General features: G+C 65.6%; 21 protein-coding genes. 10 read left to right on the plus strand and 11 right to left on the minus strand.

Going from position 1 to position 23,381, the window contains the following annotated elements; translation table 11 throughout:
* The first annotated feature begins 35 nt into the window (after positions 1-35).
* The 9 genes from tig to BSZ40_RS04130 all read left to right on the plus strand — a co-directional run bounded on the left by tig (position 36) and on the right by BSZ40_RS04130 (position 6,525).
* A complete protein-coding gene (tig, locus tag BSZ40_RS04090; protein ID WP_073823562.1) occupies positions 36-1,463 on the plus strand; it encodes a trigger factor in 1,428 nt (475 codons plus the stop codon).
* A gap of 154 nt (positions 1,464-1,617) precedes the next feature.
* Complete coding sequence (locus BSZ40_RS04095; protein WP_073823564.1) at positions 1,618-2,226, plus strand: ATP-dependent Clp protease proteolytic subunit; 609 nt, start codon at positions 1,618-1,620, stop codon at positions 2,224-2,226.
* Between the two features lies 1 nt (position 2,227).
* A complete protein-coding gene (locus BSZ40_RS04100; protein WP_073823566.1) occupies positions 2,228-2,890 on the plus strand; it encodes an ATP-dependent Clp protease proteolytic subunit in 663 nt (220 codons plus the stop codon).
* A gap of 78 nt (positions 2,891-2,968) precedes the next feature.
* A complete protein-coding gene (locus BSZ40_RS04105) occupies positions 2,969-3,694 on the plus strand; it encodes a hypothetical protein (RefSeq protein ID WP_073823568.1) in 726 nt (241 codons plus the stop codon).
* A 157-nt stretch (positions 3,695-3,851) separates the two neighbouring features.
* Positions 3,852-4,151 (plus strand): hypothetical protein, encoded by a 300-nt coding sequence (locus BSZ40_RS04110; RefSeq protein WP_073823570.1) that lies wholly within the window; start codon positions 3,852-3,854, stop codon positions 4,149-4,151.
* Positions 4,152-4,161: 10 nt separating this feature from the next.
* A complete protein-coding gene (locus BSZ40_RS04115; RefSeq protein WP_073823572.1) occupies positions 4,162-5,067 on the plus strand; it encodes a hypothetical protein in 906 nt (301 codons plus the stop codon).
* Positions 5,054-5,746, plus strand: a complete 693-nt coding sequence (locus tag BSZ40_RS04120; RefSeq protein ID WP_073823574.1) for a hypothetical protein — start codon at positions 5,054-5,056, stop codon at positions 5,744-5,746. Before BSZ40_RS04115 ends, BSZ40_RS04120 begins: the two co-directional genes overlap by 14 nt.
* Positions 5,743-6,051, plus strand: coding sequence for a hypothetical protein (locus BSZ40_RS04125; RefSeq protein ID WP_073823576.1), 309 nt, complete (start codon positions 5,743-5,745; stop codon positions 6,049-6,051). The genes BSZ40_RS04120 and BSZ40_RS04125 overlap by 4 nt, the downstream gene beginning before the upstream one ends.
* A 21-nt stretch (positions 6,052-6,072) precedes the next feature.
* Complete coding sequence (locus tag BSZ40_RS04130; protein WP_073823578.1) at positions 6,073-6,525, plus strand: hypothetical protein; 453 nt, start codon at positions 6,073-6,075, stop codon at positions 6,523-6,525.
* 104 nt (positions 6,526-6,629) lie between these two features.
* On the opposite strand, the gene BSZ40_RS04135 is transcribed toward BSZ40_RS04130, so the two are convergent.
* From BSZ40_RS04135 to proC, 7 genes are all read right to left on the minus strand, one after another.
* Entirely contained in the window at positions 6,630-6,962 is a 333-nt protein-coding gene (locus tag BSZ40_RS04135) for a chorismate mutase (RefSeq protein WP_073823580.1), read from the minus strand.
* The gene (clpX, locus tag BSZ40_RS04140; RefSeq protein ID WP_073823582.1) at positions 6,959-8,215 is read right to left on the minus strand and encodes an ATP-dependent Clp protease ATP-binding subunit ClpX; all 1,257 of its coding nucleotides are present in this window, start codon (positions 8,213-8,215) and stop codon (positions 6,959-6,961) included. Before clpX ends, BSZ40_RS04135 begins: the two co-directional genes overlap by 4 nt.
* A gap of 116 nt (positions 8,216-8,331) precedes the next feature.
* Positions 8,332-10,161, minus strand: coding sequence for an AMP-dependent synthetase/ligase (locus BSZ40_RS04145; RefSeq protein ID WP_084542610.1), 1,830 nt, complete (start codon positions 10,159-10,161; stop codon positions 8,332-8,334).
* A gap of 136 nt (positions 10,162-10,297) precedes the next feature.
* Positions 10,298-12,961: a valine--tRNA ligase gene (gene valS / locus BSZ40_RS04150; RefSeq protein ID WP_073823584.1), complete on the minus strand. Its 2,664-nt coding sequence runs from the start codon at positions 12,959-12,961 to the stop codon at positions 10,298-10,300.
* A gap of 117 nt (positions 12,962-13,078) precedes the next feature.
* Positions 13,079-13,717, minus strand: a complete 639-nt coding sequence (locus BSZ40_RS04155) for a PepSY domain-containing protein (RefSeq protein WP_073823586.1) — start codon at positions 13,715-13,717, stop codon at positions 13,079-13,081.
* A gap of 52 nt (positions 13,718-13,769) precedes the next feature.
* Positions 13,770-14,297, minus strand: a complete 528-nt coding sequence (locus BSZ40_RS04160; protein WP_143180874.1) for a hypothetical protein — start codon at positions 14,295-14,297, stop codon at positions 13,770-13,772.
* Positions 14,298-14,400: 103 nt separating this feature from the next.
* Complete coding sequence (gene proC / locus BSZ40_RS04165) at positions 14,401-15,219, minus strand: pyrroline-5-carboxylate reductase (RefSeq protein ID WP_073823590.1); 819 nt, start codon at positions 15,217-15,219, stop codon at positions 14,401-14,403.
* Positions 15,220-15,445: 226 nt separating this feature from the next.
* On the opposite strand from proC, the gene ileS reads away from it, so the two are divergent.
* The gene (gene ileS, locus BSZ40_RS04170; RefSeq protein ID WP_073823592.1) at positions 15,446-18,709 is read left to right on the plus strand and encodes an isoleucine--tRNA ligase; all 3,264 of its coding nucleotides are present in this window, start codon (positions 15,446-15,448) and stop codon (positions 18,707-18,709) included.
* A 231-nt stretch (positions 18,710-18,940) separates the two neighbouring features.
* Here the strand turns inward: ileS and BSZ40_RS04175 are convergent, their stop codons facing one another.
* The 4 genes from BSZ40_RS04175 to BSZ40_RS04185 all read right to left on the minus strand — a co-directional run bounded on the left by BSZ40_RS04175 (position 18,941) and on the right by BSZ40_RS04185 (position 23,348).
* Complete coding sequence (locus BSZ40_RS04175; protein ID WP_073823594.1) at positions 18,941-19,339, minus strand: hypothetical protein; 399 nt, start codon at positions 19,337-19,339, stop codon at positions 18,941-18,943.
* 159 nt (positions 19,340-19,498) lie between these two features.
* On the minus strand, positions 19,499-20,134 hold the full coding sequence (locus tag BSZ40_RS11500) for a hypothetical protein (RefSeq protein ID WP_143180875.1): 636 nt from the start codon (positions 20,132-20,134) through the stop codon (positions 19,499-19,501).
* Positions 20,135-20,203: 69 nt separating this feature from the next.
* On the minus strand, positions 20,204-20,833 hold the full coding sequence (locus BSZ40_RS11505) for a hypothetical protein (RefSeq protein ID WP_143180876.1): 630 nt from the start codon (positions 20,831-20,833) through the stop codon (positions 20,204-20,206).
* Positions 20,823-23,348, minus strand: a complete 2,526-nt coding sequence (locus BSZ40_RS04185) for a hypothetical protein (protein WP_073823598.1) — start codon at positions 23,346-23,348, stop codon at positions 20,823-20,825. The genes BSZ40_RS11505 and BSZ40_RS04185 overlap by 11 nt, the downstream gene beginning before the upstream one ends.
* Between the last annotated feature and the right edge of the window lie 33 nt (positions 23,349-23,381).

Consider the following 23,381-nt stretch of genomic DNA (forward strand, 5'->3'; position numbering starts at 1 on the left):
CCGCCCGTACCGATCCACTGACTGGAGTCCACCAAGTGAAGAGCGCTGTCGAAAAGCTCGACCCGACCCGCGTCAAGCTGACCGTCGAGGTGACGGCCGAAGAGTTGGAGCCGCACCTGAAGGCGGCCTACGCCGAAATTGGGAAGCAGATCTCTGTCCCTGGTTTCCGTAAGGGCAAGGTCCCGGCCCGCATCATTGACCAGCGCGTTGGCCGCGGCTACGTGATGCAGGAGGCTGTCAACCCGGCCATCGACGAGGCGTTCCGGGCGGCCTTGGAGGAGAACGAGCTGTTCCCGATGTCCCGCCCCGAGGTTGACGTCGTTGCGGTGCCGGGCGTGGAGGACGCCACCGAGCTGAAGTTCACCGCTGAGCTGGACGTGCGGCCGGAGATCAACATTCCGGATCTGAGCGGCCTGGAGTTGACGGTCGATTCGCTGGCCGTTGACGCCGAGAGTGTCGAGGAAGAGCTGACCCGCTTGCGGGAGCGCTTTGCTTCCCTCACGGGCGTCGACCGGGAGGCCCAGGCGGGCGACTTCCTCTCCCTGGACCTGCAGGCCACCATCGACGACAAGGTCATCGACGAGGTCTCTGGCGTGTCGCACGAGATTGGGTCCGGTAACCTGCTGGAGGGCCTCGACGAGGCGGTCACCGGTGCAAAGGCGGGCGAGACCGTCAACTTCACCACCAAGCTGGCTGGGGGTGAGCACGCCGGGCAGGAAGCCGACGTCCAGGTCACCGTCACCGCGGTGAAGGTGCGGGAATTGCCGGAGGTGGACGACGAGTTCGCCCAGCTGGCTTCCGAGTTTGACACCGTGGAAGAGCTGCGCGCGGACCTGGAGAAGACCGTGCGGGAGCGGGCCGCCGCCGGGCAGGCGATTACGGCGCGCGACAAGCTGGTCGACCACCTGCTGGAGACCGTGACCTTCGATCTGCCCAAGACGCCGGTGGAGGAAGAGGTCAAGCGGCACCTGGCGGCCGAAGGCAAGGAAGAGGACGACGAGCACGCCGCGGAGGTGCGCGCGGACGTCGAAAAGGCCCTGCGGGCCCAGCTGTTGCTGGACGTGCTGGCCGAGAAGAACGAGGTGGAGATCACCCAGGGTGAGCTCATCGAGTTCCTGCTGCAGACCGCGCAGCAGTACGGTGTGGAGCCCGGCCAGTTCATTTCCGGGGCTGACCGCGCCGGGCAGATTCCGGCTTTCGCGTCCGAGGTGCGCCGCAACAAGGCCATCGCCCTGGCCCTGCGGAACGTGACCGTTAAGGACAGCGACGGCGAGGTGGTGGACCTGGAGAAGTTCGTTGGGTCCGACGCCGCCGACGCCCAGGCGCAGGTGGAAGCGCTGGCGGCCCAGGCCGCCGAGCTGGTGGAGTCTGACGAGGCGGCGGCCACCGTCGACGCCGAGATCGAGCGGCTGGCGGCCCAGGCGGCGGCAGACATCGAGGCGGGCGACGGCGACGAAGCCTGAGGATAGAGTCCGGCGGGGCGCATGGCAGTTGCCGTGCGCCCCGCCGCCTTTTGTACTTGGGTGCGCCTACCGCGAAAAGGGGTCGAAACGGTCTGTGCGCCGTACCCGGGGGCACTAATGTTCGAGGCAGCAAACATGGGATGAGGAGGAAACCGTGGACCTGCCTGTTTCGGAAGGTCGAGGCAACGGCCTGGCGCTGAACGACCACATTTTCAGTCGGCTGTTGAAGGAACGGATTATCTGGTTAGGTGCGGAGGTGCGAGACGACAACGCCAACGCCATTTGCGCCCAGATGATGCTGCTGGCTGCGGAAGACCCGAAGCGCGACATTTACCTGTACATCAACTCTCCGGGCGGCTCCGTGACGGCGGGCATGGCGATCTACGACACCATGCAGTACGTCGAGCCGGACGTGGTCACGGTGGCCACGGGACTGGCGGCGTCGATGGGGCAGTTCCTGCTGTCGGCGGGCGCCCCGGGGCGGCGCTACATCACTCCGCACGCGCGGGTGCTCATGCACCAGCCGTCGGGCGGAGCCGGGGGGAGCGCCACCGATATTCGCATCAACGCGGACCTGATCATCAAAATGAAGCAGGAACTGGCGGAGATCACGGCAGCCAACACGGGGCACACGGTCGAGCAGATCATCGCCGACTCGGATCGAGACCGCTGGTTCAGCGCCGCCGAGGCACTGGAGTACGGCTTCGTGGACCACATTGTGCGCTCGGCCCGCGAGATTGACGGCAAGAACGGAGAGAACTGATATGGCGAGCACTCGTCCCTACTTTGAGGCGGTGGCCCGCCAGCTACCGCAGGCACGCTACGTCGTGCCGCAGTTTGAGGAGCGGACCGCCTACGGGCACAAACGGCAGGATCCGTACGCCAAACTGTTTGAGGACCGGATCGTCTTCCTCGGTGTCCAGGTCGATGACACTTCGGCAGACGACGTCATGGCCCAGCTGCTGGTGTTGGAATCGATGGACCCCGACGGTCTGATCACGATGTACATCAACTCGCCGGGGGGTTCGTTTACGGCCCTGACCGCGATTTACGACACGATGCAGTACATCAAACCGCAGATCCAGACGGTGTGCCTGGGGCAGGCGGCCAGCGCCGCTGCGGTGCTGCTGGCGGCGGGCTCGCCGGGTAAGCGTTTGGCGCTACCGAACGCCCGAGTGCTCATCCACCAGCCGGCGATGGAAGGCATGCACGGGCAGGCCTCGGACATCGAGATCGTGGCCAACGAGATTGACCGGATGCGGGCCTGGTTGGAGGACACGCTGGCGGCGCACACCGGGCAGGATCGACACAAGATTCACCAGGATTTGGAGCGCGACAAGATTCTGACCGCGCCCCAGGCCCACGAGTACGGCATCGTCGATCAGGTGCTGACTTCGCGCAAGAGCCCGACCCTGGTGCAGAAATAGTCGAACGCTGACGGCATAATTGGTGTGGGTGAGAGCTATCTCTCACCCACACCCTTTTGTCGCCGCGAAGGGAGCCTGATGCCGAGAAGACGGTCCGAGTCCATGCAGAAGCCCCCTTTCCCGCTGGTGCAGGCGCTGCTGGGATTTTCATTCATCCTGGTGTTGCTGTCGGGGCTGGCGTGGTGGCACCTAGGGCAGGCTGCGGCGGGGGACGTGGAGGCGTGGAAGACGTGGGACTTTCTCGCGGTTGGAGCCAACTACAGCATGCCCGCCTGGTGGGGGCGGTTCCTGCGACTGGGCGGTGGCTGGTTCTGCTGGAATGCGGCGCTGGGCGCCAAAAGGATGCGCTGGTGGTGGGGATTGATGACGTTGGTGCTGCTTTTCTCCGCGGTGAGGTCGGTGGAGGTTGACGAAGTATGGATAAATTTCGGGCAGACCTTCTTTGACCTGACGGAGGCAGAGTTCTATGCGTTGCGTGACCTGGTGGTGGGCGCGTTGCGGGTGGCGCTGCCGCTGCTGGCTGGGATCGGTATTGTCCTGCGGCGGTGGCCGCAGCGGCTATTGCTGCCGATCGCGATGGCGATGTTTCTTTACTTCGCTGGATCCCTGGGCTTGACTACGTTGCTGGGCGAGCCAGGAGCGAACCTACGGGCATACTCCGCGGACACGATCGTCCTGCTACACGTGAAAGAACTGCTGGATTTTACCGCCGTGACGCTGCTGCTATGGGTGGCAAGGTCCACGGTTAAGTGGGTTTGGTTGAACCATAACCGCCAGGCGGTAGTGCCAGCGGACGACGAGTGAGGCGCTTGGCGGCAGCCGCGGGGCGGGCCAGGGGCGCCGAATGGCGAGTCCTACTTTTGGTCCGCGGATTCGCTTACTATCGGCTTGACCTGTTTAGTAGCTGTTTAGTGACTTGGTGGTTTACGCCGACTGGTAACTCGCCATGGAAGGAGCCAGCATGCGCCCCACAGATTGGTCTGCCCTCGGTCTGACGGGTGATCCCACTCCGGGGGATCCGGTGGTCATCCGAGGCGGGGCACAGAAGATGCGCACCGTCGCCGACATGATTAACCGGTGCGCGGCGAACCTGCGCGCGCTGGAGGTCGGGAGCTCGCAGTCCGAGAGCGTCAAGGCGCTGATGGAAAGCAAGAAGGTGATTGTCGACGGGGCGCTGGCGGCCGAGGGCCGCTACCGGGCCACCGGCGAGGCGTTAGAGAGCTACGCGTTGGTCCTGGACGGGGTGCAGTCTGATACCTAGGACGACCTGGTTGCGGCCCGCGCAGAACGCCGAAGCGGACGAGGTGACGCGGCTCGGCAAGCTGCAAAGGGGCTACGAGGAAGACCTGAACGCCGCCAACGAGCGGGTTGCGGCCCAGGTAACTGTCGTCGAGGAAGCGCGGGCGCGCCGCGATCGGGCGGCGCAGGATGCCATCGACAAGATCCGGACGGCCGGTGAAGACGGCCTGCGGCACGGTTGGTGGGAGAACTGGGGTTCCAAGGTTGTGGCCCTGGTGACCACGATCGCCGAGTGGGTCTCGATGGTCGCCCAGGTGGGGCGCCTGTCCAGGAACGCGAGCATGTCGGGGATCGGGCGGTTATTCATGCACACCCTGCTGCGGCCTGGCGCGGTGAAAGCCATCACCCGGGTTAAGGGTTTTAACTTCCTGACCGGGCGCCTAGGGGAGGAGATCCTCGGCATCGCCTCGAACGCGCTGCACAAGGCTGTGCCGGTGGTGGGCGGCTTGGGGAAGTTTCGGCGGCCGGACGTCTTTTGGGGCCTGGGGCGGTTTCGCATCGTCGGGGATATCAAGTTTGCCAAGTCGGCGCTGCCCTACAGCGAGGCCTGCGCCCAGCAGCTGGCCGACCTGACGCAGATCGCCAGTTCACGCGGTCTGTTGGGCGGCGGGCGGGTACACATTTGGCGGCCCAACATGTACAACATCGACTTTCCTGTCACCTCCGCGCTCGGTAAACCCATGTACCTGGACTCCCGTTTCGTCTTCCACAGCCTCGAGGAGGTGCTGGGGCGGCGCCTTGGCGGCTGGCTCAACGCGATTGGCGGCGGGCGGGCAGGTGGCCGGGGAGTATGCCGGGTGACGGGGCGGATGGGACCGGCCCTCGGCGGGACGCGCCGCCGCAGTGAGCGGAGAGGAGGGCTGGATGTTGCTGGTTAGCCAAGTGTGGACGCGCCGGGAGCTGACCGAGGCGCAGATCGGCCAGGCCTGCGGGGCCGCCCAGGTGAGGGGAGACCTGCTGGCAGGGTTGATGTTGCTGGTGGATGGCCTCGAGATCGACTGCCGACGGCGGGCGGACCTGCCCGCGACCGTTGCCCGGGAGCTGCTGGCGGCCGAACAGCGAGTGGAGCCGTACGGCTGGTGCTACGACTTCTCGGCCGAGGCGTTGGACTTTCCCGCCGCCGTCCACCAGGGGCTGGTCAAGTTGGCGCAGGCGGGTGATGGCGTCGTGGCGGGCGAAAACGTGCTCCAGTGGCCCGAAACCGCCGAGCCGCAGGACTACCTGGCGCTGGCTCAGGCGGCCCGGACCACCGAGCCGGGCCTGGTGCTCACCTGGTTGGTCGCGGGCGTCGACCGACCAGAGCTGCGCTCCGACTGGGAGCGTGGACTGCTCGCCGAGCCGCGCTACGCGCAGCTGCCGGACCGGCCGCAGCCCCAGGTGGTCCAGCTCACCGCCGAGGGGGCCCGCCCCCTGTGGCACGTCGGCCTGGGACTGCCCCTGCCGTTCGTGGACGTCGACGCGGTGCGGGACCTCTTCGGCCAGACGGCACGCCACCTCCAGCCTGTGCTGGCCACCTGCCAATACGTGCCGGGCATCGCCACGGTGCGGGGCAAGTGAAGATCAGCCCGGAGGCTGACGTGCAGCCCATCGGCCTGTACCCGGTGGGGCTGCTCGGCCTGCCGCGGTGGCCCGCCTGGCTCGTGTGGCTGGGACCCGCCTACCTGCCGTTGGTGCGCCAGAACCTGGTAGAGGAGGCCCGGACGGGGCAATGGCAGGTGGATGGGTACGACGTCGGCGCGCTGGTTCAGACCTCATCGACGCCGACGCAAACCTCCCGCCGGTGGTTTGCTCGCCAGCTGTGCGCGCGCCGCAGCTGGGTGTCCAAGCATCTGCGCCCCGCCCGGCTGCTGCCGCCCCTGTAACTAAGTGGAGTAGGTGGAAACATGGGTGACGTTTCGCGCGATCTCACCCAGCAGCTGCCCGCAGCCGCGCAAGACGACTTGCGGCGCCTGGCCGATGCGCTGGGGGAACACGCCGCCGTGCAGGTGGATCGGGGCCGCACGATGATTCCGGTGGCGGCAGGGTTCGACGTAGACGGACAGTGGCATTTCTTCATCGCGGACCTGGAGCAGGTCACCGACGACAAATCGGCCGAGGAGGCGCTAGCGCAGGAGCTGGCGGGCCGCCGGGACGAACTGCGGCTGCGTGCGGTCTGCCTGGTGGCCGACACGAAGAACTCGGAACTGGGCGACACCCTGGAGTTTCACTTCGACTTTGCCGAGACCGTGCACGGGATAGTGGCGCTGCGGCCCTACCAGCCCGGCGGGTTCCTGCGCCGGGCTCGCTTCGGGCAGACACACATCGCGGCGGGCCCGCGCTTTGTGTTCGGTCTCTAAAGCTCGGCGAGTGGGGCGAAGGGGCCGCGCCGAGGCAGGGGCGGCTCCGCAGTGTCGGCAAGGATGACGGAACGCCTAAAGAGGTGCTCCCCGGGAGGGGCGGCTCAGCTGCCTGCCGGGCGAGAGCCAGGGGCCTGGCTGGCGTGCTGCTCGCGAATGTGCTCGTGGTGGCGAATTACTTCCTCCACAATGAACGCCAGGAACTTCTCGGCAAAGACGGGGTCGAGGCCCGCCTGCTCGGCCAGGGCCCGCAGCCGCGTGACCTGTTCGGCCTCCCGCGTGGGGTCGGAGGGGGGCAGACCGTGGCGGGCCTTTAGGTGCCCGACGTGCTGGGTGCAGCGGAAACGCTCAGCGAGAATGTGCACCAGGGCGGCGTCTATATTGTCGATGGTGGCGCGGGCAGCAGTCAGCTCGGCGGGCAGGTCAGGCAGGCTCACGCGCTCTTAACCCTTTTGACGTGCCGCACCAGGATCGGGTCTTCGCCCTGCTCGACCACGGCGCGGGTGACCAGCACCTGCTTGACGTCGGTGTGGCTTGGCACATCGAACATGGCAGGGGCGAGGGCCTTTTCCATTATGCTGGCCAGCCCGCGAGCCCCGGTGCCGCGGGCGGCGGCCTGCTCGGCTATCGCCCGGATGGCGTCGCGGTCGAACTTCAAATCTACCCCGTCGATTTCGAACATGTACTGGTACTGCTTGACGAGGGCGTTCTTCGGTTCGGTCAGCACCCGTACCAGGGCCGCCACATCCAGTTCCGAGACGGTGGCCAAAACGGGCAACCGCCCAATGAACTCCGGAATCAATCCAAATTTGTGGAGATCCTCGGTGGTGACCTGCGCAAAGAGGTCACCCATCTCGCTCTTGCTCTTCAAATCCGAACCAAATCCGGTGGAGCGGTGACCCAAGCGATGCTTAACAATCTCGTCTAGGCCCGCGAAAGCCCCCGCCGCAATAAACAGAATGTCGGAGGTGTCGATCTCCGTAAACTCCTGATGCGGGTGTTTGCGGCCCGCCGTGGGCGGAACCGAGGCCACCGTCCCCTCGATGATCTTCAAAAGTGCCTGCTGCACCCCCTCACCCGAGACGTCCCGGGTGATGGAGGGGTTGTCGGACTTCCGGGAGATCTTGTCGATCTCATCGATGTAGATGATGCCCCGCTGGGCCTTGGCGACATCGCCGTCGGCGGCGTTAATGAGCTTGAGCAGGATGTTCTCGACGTCTTCTCCCACGTACCCAGCCTCCGTGAGGGCGGTGGCGTCGACGATGACGAAGGGTACATCCAGCAGGCGCGCCAGCGACCGCGCCAGGTGGGTCTTGCCGGTGCCGGTCGGGCCGAGGAGCAGCACGTTGGACTTGCCAATCTCGACGGTCTCGGCGTCCTTGCCGAGCGCCTCCTTCACCTTGACCCGCTTGTAGTGGTTGTAGACCGCGATCGACAGGGCCCGCTTGGCTGATTCTTGGCCGATGACGTGCTGCTGCAGAAAATCAAAGATCTCCTGCGGCTTCGGCAGCGCCCGCTCCTCCTTTTGCGCCTTGGCCGAGAGTTCCTCCTCCATGATCTCGTTGCACAGTTCGATGCACTCGTCACAGATGTATACGCTCGGCCCCGCGATCAGCTTGATGACCTGCTTCTGGCTCTTGGAACAAAAAGAGCACTTGAGCAGGTCGACACTTTCAGGAGAAGGACACACAGGTGAGCCTTTCAAAGGAAGCAAAATCCAACTCAGTCACCTTAACCCGCGCGGCGAGAAAAATGGAGCGCTAGTGGGGCGCGCCTTGCCAAAGCAGCAACGCACCCCGCTCGGCCTCAGCCCTCCGCCGGGCCGGTGGTGACACCGGCGTACAGCTGCTCGATCTCGCTGGCGAACTGCTGGTGCACCAGGTGGCGGCGGACCTTCATCGACGGCGTCAGCAGGCCGTTGGCCTCAGTGAAGTCCGTGTCCAGCACTTGGATCTTGCGGATCGATTCGGCCCGCGAGACCGCTTGGTTGGTGCGCTCCACCGCCCGCTCAAGGGCGGCCAACACCTGCGGATGGTTGGCGGCCGCCGCCACCCCCATCTCGGGCAGGCCGTGGTTCTTCAACCAGCCGGGCAGCATCTCCCGGTCCAGGGTCACCAGTGCCGCGACGAACGGGCGATTGTCGCCCACCACCACGACTTGCGAGACCAGCGGGTGCCCCCGCAGGCGGTCCTCCAGCACCGTGGGGGCCACATTCTTCCCGCCAGCGGTGACGATCAGTTCCTTGGCGCGGCCCGTGATCCGGATGTAACCGTCGGCGTCCAGCGTGCCGATGTCGCCGGTGCGGAACCAGCCGTCGTCGAACGCGGCGGCGGTGGCCTCCGGGTCATTGTGATAGCGCGCAAAAACGGTGGGGCCCTTCAACTGGATTTCCCCCTCGGGGGAGATGCGCACCGCCGCCGAGGGAATCACCGGGCCAACCGTGCCAACCTTGTTGAGCGTTGGCGTGTTGACCGAGATGGGGGCCGTCGTCTCGGTTAGACCGTAGCCCTCCAGGATCTGCAAGCCCATGCCGCGATAAAAGTGGCCCAAACGCTCCCCGAGCGGGCCGCCGCCCGAGATTGCGTACTTGGCGCGCGGGCCCAGCAGCCGGGTGATCTTCTTCAACACCAAGACGGTGGCCAGCTTGTATTGCGCCCGCAGGGCCGCGCTCGGCCCACTCGGCTTGTCCAGCGCCCGCGAATAGGCGATGGCGGTCTTGGCCGCCCACCGGAACAGCTTCAGCTTCACCCCCGAGCCAGCCTTGGCGTCGGCGGAGTTGTAGATCTTCTCAAAGACGCGGGGCACGGCCAGCACATAGGACGGGCCGAAGCCCGCGAGGTCGTCCAGCAGGGTGGCCGGGCCGGGAGTGTGCCCCAACACACCCGGCCCCAGCAACGCCAGCACCTCCAAGAGCCGGGCGTAGACGTGGGCGAGCGGCAGGAACAACAGCAGACGCGAATCGCGGTGGTTGATGACGTCCGCCAGCCACGGCAACCCGTTTAGGCACAGCCAGGCAAAGTTTCCGTGCGTCAACTCCACGCCCTTGGGGCGCCCCGTGGTGCCCGAGGTGTGGATGATAGTCATCAGGCTGTCGGTGGTCAGGGCGGCGGTGCGCGCCGCCAAGTCCTCGTCCGTGACGGCCTGCCCGCGCTTGGTTACCGCCTCAATGGCGCCCTGCTGTAGCTCGAAGACCTCCCTGACCTGCGGGTTGTTGGCCCGCGCGAGTTCCACCACCGCTGCCGTATTGGCGTCCTCGACAAACACCAACCGGACCTGGGCGTTGGACAAGATCCACTCGACCTGTTCTGCGGAGGACGTCTCGTAGATCGGCACCACCACCAGGCCCGCATACCAGCAGGCCACATCGATGAGGGTCCAGTCGTAAGAGGTGTGCGCCATGATCGCCACCCGCTCGCCGGGACCTGCCCCGGCGGCCAGCAGGCCCTTGGCTAGCGCACGGGCCTGCCGCTGGTATTCCGAGGCGCGCACTTTCTGCCAGCCTCCCACCGTGGTTTTGCGTTCCACGATTACCCCATGCGGGTCGCGGGCGACGCGCGCGTCGAGCAGGTGCGGCAGTGTCTGGTCGGCACTGACCTCAACGAGGGCGGGGGAGGAGTGTTCCTGCAGGGTAGTCATGGGGCAATTGTGGCAGGCCCTGCGGACGTGTGGCCTCCGGGCCAGCCACGACCCCAACCGGCAGCGTTTGGAGGGTCGATACAAAGGCGCGGGGGCGAGTCAGCCGCGCTGCCCCGCCCCCGCCGTCGTTAGCCAACTAGCCTTTGGCCGGTGGCTCGTCCAGCTCGCTGTCGGTGACCGCGGCCCGCTCCAGTTCCGCCTGCTCGACGACAGTCAGCTCCCCGCGCACCTTCCCGGCGTCCCGCACGTCCGGCAGTGCCGCCTGCAACACGGCGGCGCTCCCCGTCGGCACGGCCAGCGTCACGTGCGCGAAGGACGTGCGTTGCGAGACCTTCGCCTCCGACTTGACTTTGCGCAGCGCGGCCAGGGCCGCGCCCGCCACCGTCAACAGTTCCGGGTCGCCCGCCAGGTCCAGTCCTTCGGCCTGCGGCCAGGCGGCCCGGTGCACCGAACCGGTGCGGTACCAGGACCACACTTCCTCCGTGGCGTAGGGCAGGAACGGTGCCAGCAGGCGCAGGATCGTGTCCACCGTCAGCGCCAGCGTCGTGCGCGCCGACTGGGCCAGGGCCGGGGAGTAGTCCCCGTCCTTGTTGTAGGCCCGCTCCTTGACCAGTTCCACGTAGTCGTCGCAGAACGTCCAGAAGAACGTCTCGGTGACCTCCAGGGCGCGCGTGTGGTCGTAGGTGGTAAACGCCGCCGTGGCCTGCTCCACCACCCGGGCCAGGCCCGCCAACACCGCCCGATCCAGCGGTTCGGACACGTGCCGGGGGTCCAGATCCAGGCCCGCCTCCCCGCCCATCGTGAGCGCGAACTTGGAAGCGTTGAGCAACTTGATGGCCAGGCGGCGCCCGATCTTCATCTGCCCTTCGTCGAACGCGGCGTCGGTGCCCAAGCGTGCCGAGGCTGCCCAGTAGCGCACCGCGTCGGAGCCATACTGCTCCAGCAACGCCATCGGGGTGACGACGTTGCCCTTGGACTTGCTCATCTTCTTGCGGTCCGGGTCCAGGATCCAGCCCGAGATGGCGGCGTTGCGCCACGGCGAGCAGTCGAACTCCAGGTGGGAGCGCACCATGGTGGAAAACAGCCAGGTGCGGATGATGTCTTGGCCCTGCGGCCGCACGTCCATCGGGAAGGTGCGGGCGAACAGGTCCGGGTCCGTGAGCCAGCCGCAGGCAATCTGCGGGGTGAGGGACGACGTCGCCCACGTGTCCATGATGTCGACCTCGCCCACGAAGCCTCCGGGCTCCCCGCGCTGGTCCGCGCGGTAGCCGGGCGGCACATCAAGCGACGGATCGACCGGCAGCGCGTCGGGAAGCGGGGTCAGCACCTGCTCGTAGTTGACCTCGCCGTCCGGCCCGACCTGGTACCACACCGGGATCGGCACCCCGAAGAACCGCTGGCGGGAAATCAGCCAGTCGGAGTTCAAGCCGCCCACCCAGTTTTCGTAACGCACCCGCATGAAGTCCGGGTGGAAAGCCAGCTCGTGGGCCCGCGCCAGCAGCTCCTGGCGCAGCTGCGGTCCGCCCGCCTGGCGGGTGAATTCGCGCCCTCCGTTGCGGATGTACCACTGGCGGGAGGTGACGATCTCCAGTGGCTTGTCACCCTTTTCGAAGAAGTTAGTATTCCGCACGGTCGCCACCGGCTCGCCCAGCATCTCACCACTGGCCCGCGCGGCCTCGACCACCTTCTTGCGGGCCGTAAAGGTGGTGGCGCCGGTGATGTCCGCCACCAGCTGGCGGCCCCGCTCGGAGGTGACCCACTCCTGCTCACCAGTGATGCGGCCGTCGTGCCCGATGATGGAACGGATGGGCAGGTCCAACTCGCGCCACCACTGCACGTCGGTGAGGTCCCCGAACGTGCAGCACATGGCAATACCGGCCCCCTTGTCCTGCTCGGCGGCCGGGTGGGCGAGCACCGGCACCTCGACGTCGAACAAGGGTGAGGTGACCGTGGTGCCGAACAGGTGCTGGTAGCGCTCGTCGTCCGGGTGCGCGATGAGGGCGACGCAGGCCCCCAGTAGCTCCGGGCGGGTCGTCTCGATGACGACATCGCGTTCGGCGGCCCCCGGTGCCATCCCCGTCCGGTGGAAGGTCAGCTTGTGGTAGTGCCCCGGGTACTCCCGGGCCTCCAACTCGGCCTGCGCCACGGCCGTGCGGAAGGTGACATCCCACAGGCCCGGGGCCTGAGCCTGGTAGGCCTCGCCGCGCGCCAGGTTCGCCAAGAATGCCGCCTGGGCCACCCGCTGCGCCTTCGGGCCGATCGTCTGGTAGTGCTGCTCCCAGTCCACCGACAGGCCCAAGAACCGCCACAGCGCCTCGAACTGTTTCTCGTCCTCCTCCGTCAGGCGTTCGCACAGCTCAATGAAGTTACGGCGCGAGATCGGCTGCTGGTCCGCCGCCTTGATCGACTTGCCGTCACCACCTTCGTGCGGAGGCACGAAGCCCTCCACATACGGCAGGGAAGGATCGCACCGGACCCCGAAGTAGTTTTGCACCCGGCGCTCGGTGGGCAGACCGTTGTCGTCCCAACCCATCGGGTAAAACACGGACTTGCCCTGCATGCGCTGGAAACGAGCCAGCACGTCCGTGTGGGTGTAGGAGAACACGTGACCCACGTGCAGCGAGCCTGAGACCGTCGGCGGGGGAGTGTCAATGGAAAACACGTCCGCGCGCTCCGCCGTCCGGTCGAAGGCGTAGACACGGTCCGTTTCCCACCGTTCCATCCAGCGGGCTTCCAACCCGTCGGTGCTCACCTTGGCGGGCGCCGACGGAGCGGGCAAAGAGGTCTCAGGGTTAGTCATGGCAGCGATTGTCCCACGAAACCCGGGCCCTGCCCTGTCCGCCTGCCGGGCGAGGGCGGCGTGACAAACGCAACGTGGGGCGGCACCCGGCGCCACCCCCACGTTGCGTGCCACCAGCTACTTGGTCAGTTGGCCGGTCTTAGCGTCGACGTAGTACACCTCGGCATCGTCGATGACGTCGATCTTCCACACCAGGGTGCCGTTGACCATCGCCAGATCGACGTCGTCAACCTGGCTGACACCGGAGGCACGCAGCGCATCGGCCAGCGTGACGGCGGCGGCCCGGAATTGACCGTCCTCGTGCTGGTCGAGCAGCTCGCTGTCATCCTCCGTGTGGGCCACGGTGCCGTTCAGGTCGACGTGCACGTCCTTGGTGGCCTTGTCCTGGTTGACGAGTGAGACCTCCCAGCGGCCGTCGTCGTAATCCAGCTCGTAGGCTTGGAAGCCACCGTGCGCCGTCTCCGCTGCCGTCAAGGCAGCCAGTGCGCTATCCAGCGGGCCGGAGTTACCGCTCGGTGCGGCGGACTGCGGGGCGGCCGACGTGGCCGCCGGGGCAGGGGCCTGGCTGGGGGCCGCGCTTTGCTCCGCCGGGGCAGAGGACTGCGGGGCGGGGGCGGTGGCCGCCTGTGAGGCCGGAGCGTTGTCCAACGGGGTCTCTAGTGCCGTGGGGGCACCACCGTCTGCCTGCTGGCTGCAGGCAGCAAACAACAGGGGCAGAGCAGCGGCCATGGCCAGCAGTTTGACAGTCTTCTTCATGCCCCCACCCTGGCAGGCCTACATTTGAAGAGCATTAAAAAGGTCTTAGCGATTACTCGACGAGCTGCCCGCTCTTGGCGTCCACGTGCACCGCGGTCGCCTCGTCCGCCGCGATGCGCCACACCTGCTGGTTGCGATACACCGTCAAGGAGGCCTCCACCAGGCTCTCGCCCCCCGCCGTGCGCAAAGCGTCGGCCAACGAGATGGGGGTATCGGCGAAGGTGGCGGCCGCGTGCGGGGGTGGCGGCAGCAACTCGGAGGCGATAATCTGCCCGGCCGCGTCCGTGCGGTACTCGCGGGCCGCGCCGTCAGCGTCGAGCAACTCCACCCGCCAGAAGGCCGTGGTGTGCTCCAGCGCCAACGCGATCGACCCGCCGTTGGCAGCCAGCACCCGCTCCAGCACCACCAACGCCTCGCTGGTGGGGCCCGGGGTGGGGGAGGCGGAAGGAGCGGCCGAGACGCCCGGGCCACCCCCAGTCTCGCCAGACAGAGCCAAGCTCGCCGACGGCGCCGCACTACTGCAGGCTGCCAGCAGTACGGCAGTGGACAGGGCGGCAAGGCAGAGAGACAAACGCTTCATGGCCGCAGACGCTAAAACGTGTCAGTGCGCCGGAGTGAGGCCCAAAGTCACGGTTTCGCTGGCGGCTAAGCAACCTATTAATTGGCCAAGAAAACCCTATGTGCTATTTGGCATTTAGCTCGGCATCTCGGGTCATGACCGCGCGGGCGGCGGCCAGAATTGCCGCCCGGAAACCGTGCGCGTCCAGGGCGGCCATGCCGGCCACGGTCGTCCCGCCCGGTGAGCACACCTGGTCCACCAGGGTGGCCGGGGAGCGGCCCGCGGCGTCGGCCTCGGCCAACACCAGCTGCGCCGCCCCCGCCAGGGCCTGCGCGGCAAAGACCACGGCCTGGTCCTTGGGTATTCCGGCAATCACTCCCGCCCGGGCCAGGGCATCCACGAACTCGAAGGCGAACGCCGGGGAAGACCCCGCCAACGCAGTGAAGGCCGCGAAGTGGGCCTCCGGGACCTGGGCGGTGCGGCCAACAGCCGCGAACAAGTCCTCCGCGGCCGCCACCTGCGCGGCGCTCGCATGCTGCCCCCCGGCCACCGCCGTCATGGCCTCGCCAAGCGTGGCCGCCAGGTTCGGCATCACCCGCACCACCGCCACACCCGGCCCCGCTGCCTCCTCCAACTGCGCCAGCGGCGTACCCGCCGCAATAGAGACCACCACCGGAGGACGCTCTGCCCACTGCGCCGCCAAGGAAGAGAGCACCGGCAAAATCACGTGCGGTTTGACCGCCAACACCAGCAGGTCACAGGCCCGCGCCACCGCGGCCGCGCTGGCCAGCGCCTGCGCCCCCACCGCGGCCGCCAGGCCCGCGGTCTTGGCTGGGGCGGTGTCGAACAGGAAAATATCGCCCGGCGCGTACCGCCCCGACTGCACGGCCCCGCGCACAATCGCCGTCGCCATCACCCCGGTACCCACAAAACCTATCCGCATACCCTCACCGTAGCGCCCCCGCCGGGGCAGGCGCTATACTCCGCCCAGGCGTTGATCCGGCCATCACCGGGGAGCTTCCGGAAGAACAGGCCCGCGGCCCCAGTAGAACCGGACGGGTGGGCCCGTAATCGCCCTCGATGAAGCGGCCCTCCGGGGCAAGCGAGGTGGTACCGCGGCTGGCAACAGTCGTCCTCGCAGCCGAACCAAGCAGCATCGAGGAGCAGCAATGACCCAAGGTCACTATCCCCTCCACCGCGCCGAGCCCGTCGTCAGCTCGCCGTCCTTCCCCGCCCTGGAGAAGGAAGTGCTGGCGTACTGGGAAAAAGACAAGACCTTCGAGGCCTCGGTCGAGCAGCGGCCCGCCGGGCCGGACGGCAGCAACGAGTTCGTCTTCTACGACGGCCCGCCCTTCGCCAACGGCCTACCCCACTACGGGCACCTGCTGACCGGCTACGCCAAAGACCTCGTCGCCCGGTTCCGCACCCAACGCGGCCAGCGGGTAGAGCGGCGCTTCGGGTGGGACACCCACGGCCTGCCCGCAGAACTGGAAGCCGAGCGAATCCTCGGCATCGAAGACAAGTCCCAGATCGACGGCGAGGGCGGCATCGGCATCGCCGCCTTCAACGACGCCTGCCGCTCCTCCGTGCTGCGGTACACCGACGAGTGGGAACGGTACGTCACCCGACAGGCCCGGTGGGTCGACTTCCCGGGCGGCTACCGCACCCTGGACCTGCCCTACATGGAATCGGTCATCTGGGCCTTTAAACAGCTCTACGACAAGGGCCTGGCTTACGAAGGCCACCGGGTGCTGCCCTACTGCTGGAACGACCAGACGCCGCTGTCCAATCACGAACTGAAGATGGACGACGACGTCTACCAGGACCGGCAAGACAACACCGTCACCGTGGGCTTGCGCCTGGAGAGCGGCGAACTGGCGCTCATCTGGACCACCACGCCGTGGACCTTGCCCTCCAACTCGGCGATCGCAGTGGGGCCGGAGATCGACTACGTCGTGGTGGTACCGCGCGCCGGGGCGCTCGCGGGCGAGCGGGTGCTGCTCGCCGAGGCCCTCGTGGGCGCCTACCAGCGGGAGCTGGGCGAGGACCCTGAGGTGGTCAAGCGGTTGACCGGGGCGCAGCTGGCCGGGCGGCGCTACGCCCCGATCTTCGACTACTTCGACACGCCGCAGGCGCGGGCGGCGGGCGCCGCCCCCGGGCCGGAGGCCTTCCAGATCATCACCGCCGACTTCGTCACCACCGAGGATGGGACCGGTCTGGTGCACCTGGCCCCCGCCTTCGGGGAAGACGACATGCAGGCCTGTTTCGGGGCCGACATCGGCACCGTCATCCCGGTGGACGATGCCGGGAAGTTCACCACCGAGGTGAGCGATTACGCCGGGCAGCACATCTTCGCCGCCAACAAGCACATCATCCGCGACCTGCGCGACGGCACCGGGCCGTTGGCGCGGCGCGCGGCAGGCGAGCGGGCGGTGCTGGTGCGGCAGGCGTCGTACGTCCACGCCTACCCGCACTGCTGGCGCTGCCGCCAGCCACTGATCTACCGGGCGGTCGGCTCGTGGTTCGTGGCCGTGACCAAGATCCGCGACCGCATGGTGGAGCTGAACCAGGAGATCAGTTGGGTGCCGAGCCACCTGCGCGACGGGCAGTTCGGCAAATGGCTGGAAAACGCCCGCGACTGGTCGATCTCCCGCAACCGATTCTGGGGGGCGCCCATCCCCGTGTGGGTGAGCGATAACCCGGACTATCCCCGGGTCGATGTCTACGGTTCGCTCGCCGAGCTGGAGGCGGACTTCGGAGTGGAGGTGCATGACCTGCACCGGCCGTTCATCGACACCTTGACGCGGCCCAACCCGGACGACCCGACCGGCCAGTCTACGATGCGCCGCATCCCGGACGTGTTGGACTGCTGGTTCGAGTCGGGCTCCATGCCGTTCGCGCAAGTGCACTACCCGTTCGAGAACCGCGACTGGTTCGAGGACCACTACCCGGGCGACTTCATCACGGAGTACATCGGGCAGACCCGCGGCTGGTTCTACACGCTGCACGTGCTGGCCACCGCCCTGTTTGACCGGCCCGCGTTTTGCACCTCCGTCTCGCACGGCATCGTGCTGGGCGACGACGGCCGCAAGATGAGTAAGTCGCTGCGTAACTACCCGGACGTGAACGAGGTTTTCGACCGCGACGGGGCTGACGCGATGCGCTGGTTCCTGATGTCGTCCAACATTCTGCGGGGCGGCAACCTGGTGGTGACGGCCGACGCGATCCGCGACGCGGTGCGGCGGGTGCTGTTGCCGCTGTGGAACACCTGGTACTTCTACTCGCTGTACGCCGGAACCGTCAATGGCGGGGCGGGCTACGTCTCGCCGGGCGTGCAGGAGGTCGAGGGACACCTGGTGGCCGCCGACGGTAGCGCCCTGCCGCGCGCCGACCGGTACGTGCTGGCCCGCACCCGGGACCTGGCGGACACGGTGGGGGCCCAGCTGGAGGCCTACGACATCATGGGCGCCACCCAGACTGTCGAGGCCTACCTGGACGTGCTGACGAACTGGTACGTGCGCACCTCCCGGCAACGCTTCTGGGACGAGGACCTGGCGGCGTTCGACACGCTGCGTACCTGCCTAGAGGTGCTGGTGAAGGTCATGGCGAGCCTGGCGCCGCTGGTCAGCGAGGAGATCTACCGAGGCCTGACCGGGGAGCGGTCGGTGCACCTGACGGACTGGCCGGTGCTGTCTTCCGCCTATGCCGACGACGCCCTCGTGGTGGCAATGGATGAGGTGCGAGATGTTGTCTCGGCGGCCCTGGCGTTGCGGAAGGCCGAGCAGGTGCGGGTGCGCCAGCCGCTGCGGCTGCTGGACGTTATCAGCCCGCACCCGGAGCGGCTGGCCCCGTTCACCGAGCTGATCGCCAGCGAGGTTAACGTCCGCCAGGTGCGGGTGCGGGACGTGGAAGGCTCCGGCATGGCCGTGGTACAGAACCTAACGGTCAATCCGCGGGAGCTCGATCCTGCCAAGCGGAAGCTCACCTCGCAGCTGTTCGCCGCCGTGCGCGCGGGGGAGTGGGAGCTGGTGGAGAGCGAAAGCGGGCCACTGGTGCGTTTCGGAGGCGTGCACGACGGTGGGGCCGCCATCACTCTGGCGCCCGGTGAGTACACGCTCACCACCGCGATCGATGCCCCCGAGGGGCAGGCCGCCACGGCGCTCGGCTCCGGGGCGTTCGTGCTGTTGGACACCTCCCTGGACGACGACCTGCGCGCCGAAGGCGCCGCCCGGGACCTCGTGCGGGCCATCCAGGACGCACGCAAGGCCGCCGACCTGCACGTGGCCGACCGCATTCGGCTTGAGCTGACGGTACCCGCCGACGTCTACGCGGCGGCGCAGCGCCACCAGGACATGCTCGCCAGCGAGTGCCTGGCCACCGAAGTGGAGATCACCGAGGGCGAGGACCTGGAAGTCAAGGTCGCGAAGCTGTAGGTGCGGAGGTGTGGGCGGGGCCGGGGGATTGTTCCCCGGCCCCGCCTCCTTGCATTCCGTAGCGCGGCTGCGGCCCCGTCGCCGCTCTGCGACGGGGCAGGTGTGGGCGTAGCTGGTCAGGAGAGGACGGGGACGTTGGGAGAGGGGGATTGTGTCCACTTGGCGGCGAGGATGGCGGCGCGTAGCTGTGGGGGGGATGGGGGTGGAGCGGGGAGAAATGATGGAGAACTCTCATAGGCCGTCAGAGCGCAGGACAAGGTAGCGTTCGCATCGTTGGCCCGTGGTTTGGTCGCCCACTTCGAAGTAGTAAGCGCGGGTGTCAGCATTGTCGATGCTTATGGTCTGCAGGTCGGTTAGTGTTACCCGTCCGCCTTTTTCGTCTCGTTTTCTGTAGTAATCCTCTACGAATTTTAAGGCCTGTTCCGACGTTAGGTCCTGTAGGTTAAAGAAGAATCTGGTCTGGCTGGGAAAGCCGATGTAGAGGGTGGCGCTGTCGCGTGGGCTGGCGTCGGTTTTTCGTACGGTGGCTACGTGCCAGTTTGAGTCGTCTTCGTCCCATTCAATGTGCCATCCAGCGGGTGGTGTCAGCTCAAGTTTGTCGCGGACGACCATCTTGCCGTCCGTGAGCACGCGGGGGAGGCTGAGACCGCAGGAGCCTGGGTCTTGGTGGGGCCGTCGCCGGTGCAGCCAGATGCCCCGAGGAGCGCGGTTAGTGCGAGGATGGCCAGGCGGCGCTTTAGTTTCATGGAATTGCTCCTAGGGCGCTGCGGATGTGCGAGTTGTCAGTTGCTAGTCGGAGACGCGGTACGGAATGGGGATGTTTGGTTCCGGGGCCTCGTTCCATGTGGCACTAAGCACCGCCTGGCGCAGCTCGGGCGGTATAGCCTCACCCTCAGGGGCATATATCGATAGCTCCCACACCCCATCGGAGCGCAGAATAAAATAACGTTCGCTTGTGAAGTAAGTTGAGGTTGACGAGTATGCGCGTGTCGGGTTGTTGTCGATTCGTAATGGGTTTCCATCTGCAGTGTTTTCGTTAAGCCTGATATTATCCTCTGCGTTTTCGATTCTGACCGCGAAATCAAGAGTTTTCGTCAGGTCGTGAGTCAGTGGCGAGCGATAGATTTCCTTCTGGCTCAAGAAGGTTACATCCAGCCAGCCTTTCTTCAGCTGGGGGTCGTCTTTTCTGGTTATCCTTACTGTTTCTTGAGGGTCGAAGAGAGTGGTTTTCTTTTTTTCCCAGCCTGGTGGAATGGCGATGTTTATATCGTCGCGTACTATCAGGCCCGCGGCCTCCGTGACGCGGAGGTCGGCCGCGCCGGGGGTGGGGGAGGTGCCGGGCACTATGTTCAACGGCTCTGCGGTGCATGCCGTGGTAACCAGGCAAGTGGCGATCAGGGTGATGGTGAGGAATTTGCGCTTCATGCTGGCTTTTGTTATGGATGGTCTAAGGGTGGCAGTCTGTAGCTGGTAGGACAAGGTTTGTTTTCGTATTTATAGTACGAGTTCTTCTTTGGGGCCAAAGTATGATACATTGGGTTCGGTCACCTCGGCCCACGTGGAATTGAACACGGCCTCATGGATTTCTGGGGCGATAGGTTCATCGATAGGCGAGTATAGGGAGAATAGCCAAATTCCGTCACTTCGGTATATGCAGTAATTCTCAAGGGTGTGGGTCAAATCGTTTCCCGATAGCGTGTAGTGGTGTCCGATTGCGGGATCGCCGTTTATTTCAGTAATGTCCAGTCTTTTGACGGGTATCCCTGGCGGTGGACCGGCTGCTTTAAGGGCCATTTCTAACAGTTCCGATGGTGGGACGACTGCTTGCTGCCTATACTTTGGGAGTTGGCTGAGAAAGTCAACTGTTAGAAAACCGTCGCCAAAGTTGTTTTTTCCTCTCCTGTGTGCCTTAGCGACTCTTCTGTTATCGGGATTGTTGACGTATTCAATTTCCCAGCCGGGTGGAAAGTTAAGATGTAGCTCGTCGCGGATGACCATGCCGTCGCGTGCGAGGAAGCGGGTGGGGACGGGGCTGGGCGCTATATTCAACGGCTCCGCGGCACAGGCCGTGGCAACCAGGCAAGTGGCGAAGGTAAAGGAGAGTAGAGTTTTGTTATTGGCCATGGGTTTTCCCGTTTACCTGCTCGTTCGCTTCGGTGGAGGCGACCTGATTTAGTAGGTGACCGTCGAAAAGCTCAACTAATGCGGGGCTGAGAGTGGTGTTTTCGAGAAGGAATTTCTGGAATACTGCCTTTTGTTCAGCGGTTTGCTGAATAAAAGGTATTAGTTTGCCGGTAGCAGGGTCTATCAATGTATCTTCGGGGGTGACGACATCGCCGTTATTGTTGATGAATACCTCTTCTTCGGCTGCCCGGCTTAGGAAGGCTAGGGTGAGGTCTTGCAGGCTGTCTTTGCCGGCCACTGGTAGTAACTTGGAGGCCTCGGTCATGGCGTCGGTGCTGGGTGGGGCGGCCAGGTAGCTGGAGGTGAACTGTTTGAGAAAAGGGATGGCGGCAGAAGCGAGCGGGTTTCCCGAGGTTAGTGGAGTGAGGCTGGCGATCTTGCCGTGTAACTTGCGGATTTTTAAATCCTGGCCGAAGTCTTCAACCGCATCGTTATAGACATTGGTTGCCGGGGCGCGGTAGATGGTTTCGTGTAGGCGCTGCCACTTGCTAATGGCGGTTTGCAGGTTGGTCGGTTGTTGCTGGTCAGTGGGCAGATCGAAAGCCGCTTCCATATCCCGGCGAAAACCGGTGATGGTGGCGTTTTGTAGCACCTCTAGTGGAGCGGGCGGATCGGTGGGGTCGGCAGTCACCGGTACCCGCGCCAGATCACTGAGGAAACCGCCGTGCACTACCAGGCGTGCAGCCTGATTGGGATGGAGCAGCGGGAGGGAATGCTGTCCCTCCTGCATCCTGGTGGGCAGTACATACTGGCCCTCTTCAGGATAGTGATCGGACATCAACGAGTACGCCAAGCCTTCCACCTGCGGGGCGGTGATGTGGGCGGCCCAGTGGCGGAGGGCTTGGTTTTGGTCGCCGAAGTTGTGTTTGGTGAGGTAGGCGGTTGCGTTGTGTTCGCTCAGGCCGGTGGAGTTGTCCATGCCGTCCATGTAGCCGACGAGGAATTCCCCGGCGACTTGGGCGCGGGTTTTGTCTACTTCTTCCCAGGCGGCGGCCTGGGCAGGGTTCATGCCCTCGGGTGGGGGCAGGGGTGCGGTGGCTTGGGCCAGCAGGCGACCAAAAGCGTCGCCGCCATCGCGAAAACCCATGGTCAGACCACTGTTGAGTTGTTCGACGCGGTGGCCGGTCAGGTAGCGGGTGGTGCTGATGTCGTGGCCGGTTTTGGGGTCGGTCAGGGGTGAGTCGGACAGGAGGAAGTCGCGCAGGGCCGCGCGGCGGTGGTATTCGTGCTGCACGCTGGGGTCGGCCTGGCCCAGGGCGGCATCGGCGTCCTGGTCGATGACGGCCTGTAGCGTGCTGTGCGGCCCGTCGGAGGCCAGGAAAAGGGCATGCAGCGGGTCATGCAGTCGAGGATCGGCAGACGAAATTAGTGGAACTAGCGTGTTGGAGAGCCCAATTTCGTGCTGAATGTTATTTCGCTCCCGGTGTTCCCACTCAATGAGGGCACTGGCGGTGGATTGTTGTCCGTCGCTCGGGCTGTAGAACTCTGGTCCGAGGGCCAGTTCGGGATTGTTGGTTGCCGCGTGGCCGACTAGTTGGGTAAAGATCTGGAAGTTAGTTATGCCCGTAAAAGCAGGGACAGGGCTGGTGTGGGTCTGCGCCCCGGTATCGCGTAGTCGGTCTAGGAAGTGGTCGGTGAGTTGGGCGGGGGTGTTGCCGTCTCGGTCATGTAAAGCACTGGAGGCCAGGTCGAAGAGGGACTGGGTTTGGGCATCGGTGAGGTTTTGCCCGCCGGTGGCCAGCACGAAGGTGGTGCCCAACAAGTCCAGCATTTCTTCTTTGCTGCGGCCCCAGCCGCCGGTGTGGCCCTCCACGGTGAGGTCTTCTTCGGCCAGGTCCAACGCGAAGCCAGCTAACTGCTGGGGCGTGATATACCGGGTCAGGGCGGTCACCACAAACGGGTCACGCAAACTCGCCCCATAGGTATCAAAAAACTCATTCAAATCCGTGTTGCTGTGGTGGCGACTACGCAGGAAGTCAGCAATCAGCGGGGCCTGCGCGTCGGCCTGCTCCCAACGGGCCTGGGCCGCCACCAGGGGAAAATCAGTGGCCGGGAACAAGTGCTGGGCCAGGGCCGCTCGCCCCCGCCCGGTCACACTGGCCGGGGCAATGGCCTCACACGCCCCGCCTATCTGCCCCGCGGCCTGACCGATAGCCTCATCCAGGCCCTCAAGCAGCCGCTCATACCGCCCAACAATGGCCTGCAACTGCCCATCACGCTGCTCCTCTAGCCGCCCGGCCTCTACCGCGGCCTCCATCACGGCCTGCGTGGGATTAGCGCTCAGCACTACCCGCTGGGCCACCTCGGTGTGCACCTGGTCAATCAAGCCCGCGTAATGCGTGACCACCTCCCGATACTCTTCCCACAAGTCCGGAATATCGGTGTCAACCGCCTGCTCATAAGCCGCCGCCACCGAATCAATAACCCCCGCCAAAGGCCCGATCTGGGCCGCCACCTCCCGCACCCGGACCCCCCCAACGCGGTAATC

Source organism: Buchananella hordeovulneris (assembly GCF_001907235.1).
GTDB classification, from domain to species: Bacteria; Actinomycetota; Actinomycetes; order Actinomycetales; family Actinomycetaceae; genus Buchananella; species Buchananella hordeovulneris.